Origin of the sequence: Methyloversatilis sp. (assembly GCF_030698125.1) — a bacterium.
In the GTDB taxonomy this organism is placed as follows: domain Bacteria; phylum Pseudomonadota; class Gammaproteobacteria; order Burkholderiales; family Rhodocyclaceae; genus Methyloversatilis.
This window is the reverse complement of record NZ_JAUYNV010000020.1, coordinates 26455-37210: the sequence shown is the minus strand read 5'-3', so window position 1 is coordinate 37210 and position 10756 is coordinate 26455. Positions and strand designations below refer to the sequence as shown.

Below are 10756 nucleotides of genomic sequence, written 5' to 3'. Positions count from 1 at the left end.
GGATGACGCCCTGCGCGCCGAAGCCGCGCACGAAGTCGTCGCTGACGTCGGCCGGGTGGATTTCGCAATACACGTGCGCTTCGCGTACACGGCGTGCGATGAGCTGGGTGACCTGGGAGCCGAAATCGAGGATGAGGATCTTGTTGTGCATGGGGGATTCAGGAGTCAGGGGACAGGGGCTGGGGACTAGGGTGAGTCCGCGAGGCGCGACGAGAGGGAGGCTTGCAGACCTCTGATCTTCCGGCCGAGTTCATCGGCGTCCTTCAGCGTGACGTTCATTCGTTGCGCATCCACGTAATCAAGGCGATGCGAGAGAAGGAGCTGGGTTTCGATCTCGGCAAGAGAGCCGGCTGCGATCGACAGAAAACGCAGGAAATCACGCGTGGAGCTTCTTGCATGGCCTTCGGCGATATTCGAAGGAACCGACACAGCGGCGCGTCGCAACTGGCTCACCAGTGCGAAGCGCTCGCCCTCGAGGAAACTCCGGCTCAGGGCATAGACAGCAAGGGCGAGATCCATTGCTCGTTGCCAGACCAGCAAATCGCGATAGCTGCGCACCTCGCTCATCCAGCCCCGGCCCCTCCAGCCCCTGGCCCCTGTTCCCCAGCCTCTCACTCAACGTGATAGTTCGGCGCTTCCTTGGTGATCTGCACGTCGTGCACATGCGACTCGCGGATGCCGGCCGACGTGATTTCGACGAACTGCGCGGTGCTGCGCATCTGGTCCACCGTCGAGCAGCCGCAATAACCCATCGACGCGCGCAGGCCGCCCATCAGCTGGGTGATCACATTGACCACCGGGCCCTTGTACGGCACGCGGCCTTCGACACCTTCGGGCACCAGCTTGTCGGCATTCGACGCCGGATCCTGGAAGTAGCGGTCTGCGGCGCCCTGCTGCATCGCGCCCAGCGAACCCATGCCGCGGTAGGACTTGTACGAGCGGCCCTGGAACAGTTCGATCTCGCCCGGCGCCTCTTCGGTGCCGGCCAGCAGGCCGCCCAGCATGACGGCGTTGGCGCCAGCGGCGACGGCCTTGGCGATGTCGCCCGAAAAACGGATGCCGCCATCGGCGATCATCGGCACGTCGGTCGAGGCGAGCGCGGTCGCGACGTTGTCGATGGCGGTGATTTGCGGCACGCCGACACCGGCCACGATGCGCGTGGTGCAGATCGACCCGGGGCCGATGCCGACCTTGACGCCGTCGGCACCGGCATCAACCAGTGCGCGGGCCGCGTCGGCCGTCGCGATGTTGCCGCCGATCACATCTATCTGCGGGAAGCTGCGCTTGACCCAGCGCACGCGGTCGAGCACGCCCTGCGAGTGGCCATGCGCGGTATCGACCACGATCACGTCGACGCCGGCTTCGGCCAGCGCCGCTGCGCGGTCTTCGGTGCCTTCGCCGACACCGATGGCCGCGCCGACGCGCAGCCGGCCATGCGGGTCTTTCGCGGCCAGCGGGTGTTCGGTCGCCTTCAGCATGTCCTTGACCGTGATCAGGCCGCGCAGCGTGTCGTTTTCGCCGAGCACCAGCACGCGCTCCAGGCGGTTGCGGTGCATGAGCGTGCGCGCTTCGTCGAGCGAGGCGCCTTCATGCACGAAGATGAGCCGCTCGCGCGGCGTCATGATGCGCGCCACCGGCTGGTCGAGATTGGTTTCGAAACGCAGGTCGCGGTTGGTCACGATGCCGACCACGCGCGGGCCGTCGAGCACCGGGAAGCCGGAAATGCGGTGACTGCGTGTCAACCCGAGCAGCTCGCGAACCGTCATGTCCGGAGAGATGGTGATCGGATCCTTCAACACGCCGGCTTCGAACCGTTTCACTTTCGACACTTCAGCGGCCTGCATCTTGGCCGTCATGTTCTTGTGAATGATGGCGAGACCGCCTTCCTGCGCCAGCGCGATCGCAAGACGTGCTTCGCTGACGGTGTCCATTGCGGCGGACAACAGGGGGATATTGACGTGGATATTGCGGGATATACGGGTACTGAGGCTTACATCGCGTGGCAGAACACTCGAATGTGCCGGCACGAGCAGCACATCATCGAAGGTCAGCGCCTTCTGGATAACACGCATGACTACTTTCCAATCTGTCAAAAACGTATTATACGCCGCTCGACGCAGCTGGCTGCAGCAGGCACGGAAGCGATCGCTGCTGTACCTTCACTCATTCAGGGCAGGAGTTTCTGACGTGCATCTTCACTTAACGCTTATCGCTCTGGCGTGTCTGCCGCTGGTCGCGACCGCCCAGGTGTATCAATACAAGGACGCCAACGGAAACCCGGTTTTCTCGGACAGTCCGCCGCCCGGGGCAAAAGCCATCCGCAAGGACATCAAGGTCGCGCCGCGCGCCGCTGACGCACCGAACACCGACCTGCAGGAAAAGATGCAGGGCTTCCAGCAGCGACGTGAAGCGGCAGCGACCGAAGAAGCCAAGGCGACCAAGGACAAGGCCGAAAAGGAAAAGGCCGACGCCAACTGCACGCGCGCGCGCAACAAGCTGGCGGCGCTGCAGTCCGGCCAACGCATCGTGCGCTACAACGCGCAGGGCGAACGTGAATTCATCGACGACGCGACGCGGGCGACGGAAACGACCGACGCGCAGCAGTCGGTGTCGGAGTGGTGCAAGTAGCGTTACGGTTCGTACGCGGTGCAGAAGGCGAAGCTCAGGCAGCCGGTTCCGCCTCTGCGCCCCGCTCGCCACCCCCCTTCTTCAGCACCTTGCCTTCGGCTGCACGCTGACGGCGCACCTCCTTCGGATCGGCGATCAAGGCGCGGTAGATTTCCACCCGGTCACGATCGCGCAGCATCTGATCGGTCTTGACCAGCTTGGCGAACACGCCCAGCTTGTTGCGCGCAAGATCAATGTCCGGATACTTCTGCAGCAGGCCGGATGCTTCGACTGCCTGCACGGCGGTGGCACCTTCGGGCAATTCGATGGTCACGATGTCCTGCCGCTCGGGCAAGGCGTAGACGACCTGGACGCGGATGCTTGCACTCACGTCAGGCCACCTTGCCGTAAATGCGGTCTGCCTGCTTCACGAAGGCCTCGACGAAGGTGTTGGCAATATGGCTGAACACCGGGCCGACCACCTTTTCGATCAGGCGGCTGGAAAACTCGTAGCGCAGGTTGAATTCGATCTTGCACGCCCTATCTCCGAGTTGCGTGAAGGCCCAGGTGCCGTCGAGCGACTTGAACGGCCCTTCGACCAGCCGTATGGTCATGCTGTGCGGAAAGGCCTTGGCGTTGGCGGTCGCGAAATGCGCCTTCACGCCGTGGTAGTTGATGTCGATACGCGCACGCGTCAGCGTGTCGGTGCGCTCAATGACTTCACTGCCGCCGCACCAGGGCAGGAACCCGGGGTAATGCTCGACGCCGTCGACCAGCCTGAACATCTGTTCCGCGCTGCGCTCGATGAGCACGGTTTTTCGGACTTCGGCCATGTCTTCAGAAGGTAAAATCGCAATTCTAGCTGCGCATCGACCTCTCGCGCAGCCTCTCGTTCAAGCCACTGCAGCAATTCCCCCGGTCAACGGTTACCCGACATGAGCATCGCCGAGAACAAGAAAGCGTTTCACGACTACTTCATCGAAGAACGCTTCGAGGCCGGACTGGTGCTGGAAGGCTGGGAGGTAAAGGCCATCCGCGCCGGCCGCACCCAGCTGAAGGAAGCCTACGTCGTGCTGAAGGGCGAAGAGGTATTCGTGATCGGCATGCATGTGTCGCCGCTGCTGTCCGCCTCGACCCATATCCATCCGGACGCGACGCGCAGCCGCAAGCTGTTGCTGCACGCCGAACAGATCAGCAAGCTGATCGGCTCGGTCGAGCGCGCCGGCTATACGCTGGTGCCGCTCAACCTGCATTACACCCGGGGCCGCATCAAGCTGGAAATCGGTTTGGCCAAGGGCAAGAAGCAGTTCGACAAGCGCGAAACCGAGAAGGAACGCGACTGGGAACGCGAAAAGGCGCGCCTGATGCGCTCGCGGGTGTGACACCCACCGTGCGGGTGCGCCTGTTCGGTGGCAGGCTGATCCGCACGTAGGCTTCAGCGCCCCGGTGCCGTAGCAGCCTGATGTCGCCGCAGCTGAGCCAGCCGGGCTGAAGCACGCAGCGGTGCTAAAGTCCGCCGATCCGTTGAACCTGAAAAGAACACGCCATGAGCCGCGACAGCATTGCCCACATCGGTCTGGGCAGCAATCTCGCCGATCCGGAAGCGCAGGTGCTGGCCGCCTTCGATGAAATCGCCGCCACGCCCGGCATCACGCTGGAGCGTCGCTCGTCGCTGTACCGTACGGCGCCGATCGGCTACGACAACCAGCCCGACTTCATCAACGCCATTGCGCGCGTGCGCACCACGCTCGAACCGCAGGCGCTGCTCGACGCACTGCTCGACATCGAACGCACACACGGTCGTGTGCGCGAGTTCCTGAACGCGCCGCGCACCCTCGATCTGGACGTGCTGCTGTACGACGACCGGCAGATCAGCACCGACACGCTGAACGTGCCGCATCCGCGCGCCCACCTGCGTGCTTTCGTGCTGCTGCCGCTGCTGGAAGTATCGCCCGACCTGGAGATTCCGGGGCTGGGTGCGGCAAGCGCCTTTCTGGCCCACTGTCAGGACCAGCCGATATCGCGCATTGCCGACGCGATGATGGTGCGCCTTGCCGTCGGCAGCGTGGTGCCCACGCCCGCCGAGGGGGTCTGACCTCAGAACCCCTGCCGGAACACCCGCTGCGCCCAGATCAGGGCCGACAGCGTCTTGGCATCCGTCAGTTCGCCGCGCCAGACGGCCGACATCGCGGCTTCCAGCGACAGCGGAATCACTTCGAGGAACTCGCCCGCATCAAGATTGGCGCCGACATGGCGCAGACCGCGCGCGAGGAAGATTTCTATCCGTTCGTCCGAGTAGCCGATGCACGGATGCGTCGTACCCAGATGCGTCCATTGGTCGGCCTCATGGCCGGTTTCTTCGCGCAGTTCACGCACGGCGGTCTGCTCGGGCGGCTCGCCCGGATCAATCTTGCCGGCGGGAAATTCGATGAAAGTGCGCCGCGGGCCGTAGCGGAACTGGCGTTCGAACAACATGTTGCCGTCCGGCAGCACTGCGACGATCACCACGGCCCCGGGATGGCGGATGTATTCGCGCACCGCCTGCGTGCCATCCGGCAGCGCCACCCGATCCTGATAAACCTTCAGCAGCACGCCGTCGTAAACCTGACGGCTGTCCACCGTGGTTTCGATCAGGGGATCTTTCATTACTTCAGTGTCTGCCCCAGTGCAGAGGCGCACAGCGACAGCAGCGACTGCGGCATCAGGCCGATCAGTGCAATCGCCAGTGCATTGACCGACAGCAGCGCACGCATTTCGGTCGATGCCACGATGGGTGCTTCATCCTGCGGCGCGTCGAAATACATCAGCTTGACGACCCGCAGGTAGAAGTAGGCGCCGATCAGCGACATCATCACTGCGAACACGGCGACGTAAAGATAACCCGCGGCAACGACCGCCTGCAGCACGGCCAGTTTGGCGAAGAAGCCGATGAAGAACGGGATGCCGGCCATCGAGAACATGACCATCATCATCACCGCGGCGAACCACGGGCTGCGCTTGTTCAGCCCCTTCAGGTCGTCCAGTTCCTCGGCTTCGACCCCGGCACGGGTCAGCAGCAGCAGCACGCCGAATGCGGCGGCGCTCATCAGCACATAGGCGATGGTGTAGAACATCGCGCTGCCGAAGGCGTACGACAGGTGGATGTCGCCGGACGCGCGCAGCTCGATGACGCCGCTGACCAGACCGAGCAGCATGAAGCCCATGTGCGAAATGGTCGAATAGGCCAGCATGCGCTTCAGATTGGTCTGTGCGATGGCGACGATGTTGCCGAGCGCGATCGACAGCACCGCCAGCAGCATCAGCATCTGCTGCCATTCATCGGCCAGCGTCGGCAGACCGTCGACCAGCAGGCGGATCGCCATCGCGAAGCCGGCCAGCTTCGGTGCCGAGCCGATCAGCAGCGTGATCGGCGTCGGCGCGCCGTGATAGACGTCGGGGATCCACATGTGGAACGGCACGGCGCCGATCTTGAACGCGAGGCCGGCGACCAGGAACACGAGGCCGAAGCGCAGCACTTCCATATTGGTGGTCGGATCTGACAGCTTGCGCGCGATGGCCGAAATTTCGAGCGTGCCGGTCGCGCCATACACCATCGACATGCCGTACAGCAGCAAGCCGGACGCCAGTGCGCCAAGCACGAAATACTTCATCGCCGCTTCGGTCGAACGCGCCGAGTCGCGGTCAAGCGCCACCAGTGCGTACAGCGCGAGCGACAGCAGTTCCAGGCCAAGATAGAGCGTCAGGAAGTGATTGGCGGAAATCATCACCTGCATGCCCAGCGTGGCGAACAGCACGAGCAGGTAGTACTCGCCGCGCTCCATGCCGCGCACTTCGAGGTAGCCGCGGCTGTAGATGACGACTGCGAACACCGTCAGATACAGGCAGCTCTTCAGTACGTCGGACAGGCGGTCGTCGACGAACATGCCGCTGAAGGTGAGCGTCGTGTCAGGCCCGGCCGTTGCGACCTGGATGACGAAGGCGCCGACCAGCGTGCTCAGCGTGAGGATGTAGGGCAGCCAGTTCTGGCGCTCGGACTTGAACAGGTCGGCGAGCAGCACGACGCAGGCCATCACCAGCACGAAGATTTCGGCCGATGCGGGATAGAGGTCAGGCAGTGGGAAGTTCATTCTGTGTGTCCGTCAGAGCTTGCCAACGGCAACGTGTCCCAGCAGCTGGTTCACGGTCGCGTGCATGATTTCAATCACCGGTTGCGGCCAGATGCCCATGGCCAGGGTGCATGCGGCAAGAACGCCGAGGATCAGCATTTCGCGGGCGTTGATGTCTTTCAGTTCGGCAACATGGCTGTTGGCGACCGCGCCGAAGATGACGCGCTTGTACATCCACAGCGTGTAGGCCGCGCCGAGGATCAGCGTGGTCGCAGCGGCGAAACCGGTCCAGAAATTGAACTGCAGCGCGCCGAGCACGACCATGAATTCGCCGACGAAACCGGACGTCGCCGGCAGCCCGGCGTTGGCCATCGCAAACAGCAGGAAGAAGGCCGCGAACTTCGGCATGGTGTTCACCACGCCGCCGTAGTCACCGATGTTGCGGGTGTGCATGCGGTCGTACAGCACGCCGATGCACAGGAACATCGCAGCCGACACGAAGCCGTGCGAAATCATCTGTACCAGCGCGCCTTCGACACCGAGCGGATTGAAGATGAAAAAGCCCAGGGTGACGAAGCCCATGTGCGAAATCGACGAATACGCGACCAGCTTCTTCATGTCGGTCTGCGCCAGCGCGACCAGCCCGATGTAGATCACCGCAATCAGTGACAGGCCGATGACGATGGGGGCGAAGTGGGTCGCGGCATCCGGAACGATGGGCAGCGAGAAGCGCAGGAAACCGTAGGCACCGAGCTTCAGACCGATCGCCGCCAGCACCGCCGAACCGCCGGTCGGTGCTTCGACGTGGGCGTCCGGCAGCCAGGTGTGCACCGGCCACATCGGAACCTTCACCGCAAAGCTCGCGAAGAAGGCCCAGAAGATCAGCGACTGCGCCGCCATCGCCAGCGGCTCGCGGTGCCAGTCGAGGATGCCGAAGCTGCCGCTCTTGTGGAACAGGTAGAGCAGTGCGATCAGCATCAGCAGCGAGCCAAGCAGCGTGTAGAGGAAAAACTTGAACGCGGCATAGACGCGGTTCTTGCCGCCCCAGATGCCGATCACCAGGTAGAGCGGAATCAGCGACGACTCGAAGAAGACATAGAACAGGATGCCGTCGAGCGACGCGAAGATGCCGTTCAGCAGGCCCGACATGATCAGGAAGGCCGCGTTGTATTGCGACACCTTCGTTTCGATCACCTGCCAGCCGGCCATGATCACGAGCAACGTGATGAAGCTGTTCAGGATGACGAAAGGCATCGAAATGCCATCGACGCCAAGGTGGTAGTTGATGTTGTAGTCGTGCACCCACGGCATCAGCTCGACGAACTGCATCGATGCACTCGATGAGTCGAAGCCGGTGTAGAGCGGAATCGTGATCAGGAAGCCGAAGATCGCGGTCACGAGTGCGATCAGCTTCGAGAACGCGACGTTGCGGCCATCGCCGCTGGCCAGCACCAGCAGGCCGCCGGCAATCGGCAACCAGATGGCGAGACTGAGAAGGGGAATATCGGTCATTTCTTTATTTGTCTGGCTTGCTCAACGACCGGTCCGGCCCGCTGTGCAGAAGCACTCCCTTGAATCACACGCAGCAGGCGGCAGCTGCACCGCCCGCACCCCATCACTTGAAGCCCAGCCTCCACAGCAGCAACAGGCAGACGCCGATCACCATTGCAAAAGCGTAGCGGTAGATGTAACCGGTCTGGATACCGCGCGCCAGGCGCGCAAACGCGCCGACGGCCGAAGCCGACCCATTGACCAGCACGCCGTCGATCACTGCGCGATCACCGGCTGACCACAGACCACGGCCGAGCGCACGCGCGCCGCCGGCAAACACCACTTCGTTGAACTTGTCGAAGTAGTACTTGTTTTCGAGCAGCGTGTTGATCGGGCGGAAGATCGGCGCGACGCGACCCGGCAGCGACGGCATCGCGATGTACATGACCCAGGCCAGCACCACGCCACCCAGCGCCAGCCAGAACGGCAGCGCGGTCACGCCATGCAGTGCCATGCCGGTCGCGGTCGTGAAATGCTTGCCCAGTTCGGCCAGCGTGTCGTGCTGCGGCAGCACTTCGACGACGCCAGCGAACCAGTCACCGAACAGCATGGGCTGCACCGTCCAGAAACCGATGCCGACCGACGGGATCGCCAGCAGCACGAGCGGCAGCCACACCACCCAGGGTGACTCGTGCGGCTTTTCGCCAGGCGCCAGACCGTGATGTTCGTCGGCGTGGTCGTCGTCATGAACTGCGTGGTCGTCACCATGAGCCGCGTGGGCGTGGTCATCGTGTGCCGCGTGAGCCGCCTTCGCGTCGTGTGCAGGTGCATCGTGATGGTCGTGGTGCGCCTTGCCGAAATTCTCCGGACCGTGGAACACGCGGAAGTACATCCGGAACGAATAGAAGGCGGTCACGAACACACCGGCGACGACGCAGAAGTAGGCGTAGCCCGCGCCGGGGATGGTCGAGAAATGCACCGCCTCGATGATCGAATCCTTCGAGTAGAAGCCGGACAGGAAGGGCACGCCGATCAGCGCGAGCGAACCGAGCAGCGACGTGAACCAGGTGATCGGCATGTACTTCCACAGACCACCCATGTTGCGCATGTCCTGATCGTGGTGCATGCCCATGATGACCGAGCCGGCGCCGAGGAACAGCAGCGCCTTGAAGAAGGCGTGCGTCATCAGGTGGAACACCGCCGCCGAGTAGGCCGACACGCCCAGCGCCACCGTCATGTAGCCGAGCTGCGACAGTGTCGAGTAGGCGACGACGCGCTTGATGTCGTTCTGGATAATGCCGAGGAAGCCCATGAACAGCGCCGTCGTCGCGCCGATCACCAGCACGAAGGACAGTGCGGTCTCGGACAGCTCGAACAGCGGCGACATGCGGGTCACCATGAAGATGCCTGCCGTCACCATCGTCGCTGCGTGGATCAGCGCGGAAATCGGCGTCGGACCTTCCATCGAATCCGGCAGCCAGACGTGCAGCGGCACCTGGGCCGACTTGCCCATCGCGCCGATGAACAGGCAGATGCACACCGCGGTCAGCAGCGGCCAGTCCGTGCCGGCCACCGTCATCGCGACCAGTTCCTCGCGCTTGGCGAACACTTCGGCGTAATTGAGCGTGCCGGCATACGCGGCGATCAGGCCGATGCCCAGCAGGAAGCCGAAGTCGCCGACGCGGTTGACCAGGAAGGCCTTCAGGTTGGCGTAGATCGCGGTCGGGCGCTTGAACCAGAAACCGATCAGCAGATAGGACACCAGGCCGACCGCCTCCCAGCCGAAGAACAGCTGCACGAAGTTGTTGCTCATGACGAGCATCAGCATCGAGAAGGTGAACAGCGAAATGTAGGAGAAGAAACGGTTGTAGCCGGGGTCTTCCGCCATGTAGCCGATGGTGTAGAGGTGCACCATCAGCGATACGAAATTGACGACCAGCATCATCATCACGGTGAGCTTGTCGATCTGGAAACCGATTTCCATCGTCAGCGCAGTTTCGCCGAATCCGCTGGTCGCCCAGGTGTAGAGCGCGCCGTTGAAGCTGTTGCCGGCCTGCACGTCCTGGAAGATGACCCACGACGCGACCAGCGACACGGCGACGCCGAGGATGGTGACGCTGTGCGCCACCCAGCGCGGAATGACGCGGCAGAACAGGCCGGCGATGATCGCGCCGATCAGCGGTGCCAGCGGGACGAGCAGATAGAGCTTTTGCATCGAGGTCATGTCGCTCAACCTTTCAGGCTGTCGAGATCATCGACGTGGATGGTGTTCAGGTTGCGGAACAGCACCACGAGGATGGCCAGCCCGATCGCGGATTCCGCGGCGGCTACGGTGAGGATGAAGAAAACGAAGATCTGGCCGGACGGGTCGCCCAAGTAATGCGAGAAGGCGACGAAATTCATGTTCACCGCCAGCAGCATCAGTTCGATCGCCATCAGCAGCACGATGAGGTTTTTCCGGTTCAGGAAGATGCCGACGACGCTGATCGCGAACAGCAGCGCGCCGAGCACGAGGAAGTGGGACAGCGATAGGGAGAGCAGTGATGTCATGT

Annotated in this window: 12 protein-coding genes; 3 read left to right on the top strand and 9 right to left on the bottom strand. The window is 62.9% G+C overall.

Translation table 11 applies throughout. The features are described 5' to 3' along the window. Nucleotides 1-186 precede the first annotated feature (186 nt). Both Q8Q80_RS09050 and guaB read right to left on the bottom strand, forming a co-directional pair. Entirely contained in the window at nt 187-567 is a 381-nt protein-coding gene (locus Q8Q80_RS09050; protein ID WP_305632600.1) for a four helix bundle protein, read from the bottom strand. Nucleotides 568-611: 44 nt separating this feature from the next. Further along, complete coding sequence (gene guaB, locus Q8Q80_RS09045; RefSeq protein ID WP_305632599.1) at nt 612-2072, bottom strand: IMP dehydrogenase; 1461 nt, start codon at nt 2070-2072, stop codon at nt 612-614. Nucleotides 2073-2187: 115 nt separating this feature from the next. Between guaB and Q8Q80_RS09040 the strand changes: the two genes are divergently transcribed. Beyond that, on the top strand, nt 2188-2628 hold the full coding sequence (locus Q8Q80_RS09040) for a DUF4124 domain-containing protein (protein WP_305632598.1): 441 nt from the start codon (nt 2188-2190) through the stop codon (nt 2626-2628). Nucleotides 2629-2662: 34 nt separating this feature from the next. Here the strand turns inward: Q8Q80_RS09040 and Q8Q80_RS09035 are convergent, their stop codons facing one another. Together Q8Q80_RS09035 and Q8Q80_RS09030 are read right to left on the bottom strand one after the other, a co-directional pair. Next, complete coding sequence (locus tag Q8Q80_RS09035; protein ID WP_305632597.1) at nt 2663-2998, bottom strand: RnfH family protein; 336 nt, start codon at nt 2996-2998, stop codon at nt 2663-2665. Between the two features lies 1 nt (nt 2999). Then, a complete protein-coding gene (locus tag Q8Q80_RS09030) occupies nt 3000-3440 on the bottom strand; it encodes a type II toxin-antitoxin system RatA family toxin (RefSeq protein WP_305632596.1) in 441 nt (146 codons plus the stop codon). A gap of 102 nt (nt 3441-3542) precedes the next feature. On the opposite strand from Q8Q80_RS09030, the gene smpB reads away from it, so the two are divergent. Together smpB and folK are read left to right on the top strand one after the other, a co-directional pair. Further along, nucleotides 3543-3989, top strand: coding sequence for an SsrA-binding protein SmpB (smpB, locus tag Q8Q80_RS09025; RefSeq protein ID WP_305611775.1), 447 nt, complete (start codon nt 3543-3545; stop codon nt 3987-3989). 164 nt (nt 3990-4153) lie between these two features. Continuing rightward, nucleotides 4154-4702 (top strand): 2-amino-4-hydroxy-6-hydroxymethyldihydropteridine diphosphokinase, encoded by a 549-nt coding sequence (gene folK / locus Q8Q80_RS09020; RefSeq protein WP_305632595.1) that lies wholly within the window; start codon nt 4154-4156, stop codon nt 4700-4702. A 2-nt stretch (nt 4703-4704) separates the two neighbouring features. On the opposite strand, the gene Q8Q80_RS09015 is transcribed toward folK, so the two are convergent. From Q8Q80_RS09015 to nuoK, 5 genes are all read right to left on the bottom strand, one after another. Then, nucleotides 4705-5253, bottom strand: coding sequence for an NUDIX domain-containing protein (locus Q8Q80_RS09015; protein ID WP_305632594.1), 549 nt, complete (start codon nt 5251-5253; stop codon nt 4705-4707). Continuing rightward, complete coding sequence (gene nuoN / locus Q8Q80_RS09010; RefSeq protein WP_305611771.1) at nt 5253-6734, bottom strand: NADH-quinone oxidoreductase subunit NuoN; 1482 nt, start codon at nt 6732-6734, stop codon at nt 5253-5255. Before nuoN ends, Q8Q80_RS09015 begins: the two co-directional genes overlap by 1 nt. Before the next feature lie 12 nt (nt 6735-6746). After that, nucleotides 6747-8225 carry an NADH-quinone oxidoreductase subunit M gene (locus tag Q8Q80_RS09005; protein WP_305632593.1) on the bottom strand — a complete coding sequence of 493 codons (1479 nt, stop codon included), beginning with the start codon at nt 8223-8225 and terminating at the stop codon, nt 6747-6749. Nucleotides 8226-8328: 103 nt separating this feature from the next. After that, nucleotides 8329-10428, bottom strand: a complete 2100-nt coding sequence (gene nuoL, locus Q8Q80_RS09000; RefSeq protein WP_305632592.1) for an NADH-quinone oxidoreductase subunit L — start codon at nt 10426-10428, stop codon at nt 8329-8331. Between the two features lie 5 nt (nt 10429-10433). Next, entirely contained in the window at nt 10434-10754 is a 321-nt protein-coding gene (gene nuoK / locus Q8Q80_RS08995; RefSeq protein WP_069039998.1) for an NADH-quinone oxidoreductase subunit NuoK, read from the bottom strand. Nucleotides 10755-10756 lie beyond the last annotated feature (2 nt).

Coding starts and splice junctions, on each gene's coding strand:
- Q8Q80_RS09050 (WP_305632600.1), bottom strand. CDS start 567: ATGAGCGAGGTGCGCAGCTATCGCGATTTGCTGGTCTGGCAACGAGCA.
- guaB (WP_305632599.1), bottom strand. CDS start 2,072: ATGCGTGTTATCCAGAAGGCGCTGACCTTCGATGATGTGCTGCTCGTG.
- Q8Q80_RS09030 (WP_305632596.1), bottom strand. CDS start 3,440: ATGGCCGAAGTCCGAAAAACCGTGCTCATCGAGCGCAGCGCGGAACAG.
- smpB (WP_305611775.1), top strand. CDS start 3,543: ATGAGCATCGCCGAGAACAAGAAAGCGTTTCACGACTACTTCATCGAA.
- folK (WP_305632595.1), top strand. CDS start 4,154: ATGAGCCGCGACAGCATTGCCCACATCGGTCTGGGCAGCAATCTCGCC.
- Q8Q80_RS09015 (WP_305632594.1), bottom strand. CDS start 5,253: ATGAAAGATCCCCTGATCGAAACCACGGTGGACAGCCGTCAGGTTTAC.
- nuoN (WP_305611771.1), bottom strand. CDS start 6,734: ATGAACTTCCCACTGCCTGACCTCTATCCCGCATCGGCCGAAATCTTC.
- Q8Q80_RS09005 (WP_305632593.1), bottom strand. CDS start 8,225: ATGACCGATATTCCCCTTCTCAGTCTCGCCATCTGGTTGCCGATTGCC.
- nuoL (WP_305632592.1), bottom strand. CDS start 10,428: ATGACCTCGATGCAAAAGCTCTATCTGCTCGTCCCGCTGGCACCGCTG.
- nuoK (WP_069039998.1), bottom strand. CDS start 10,754: ATGACATCACTGCTCTCCCTATCGCTGTCCCACTTCCTCGTGCTCGGC.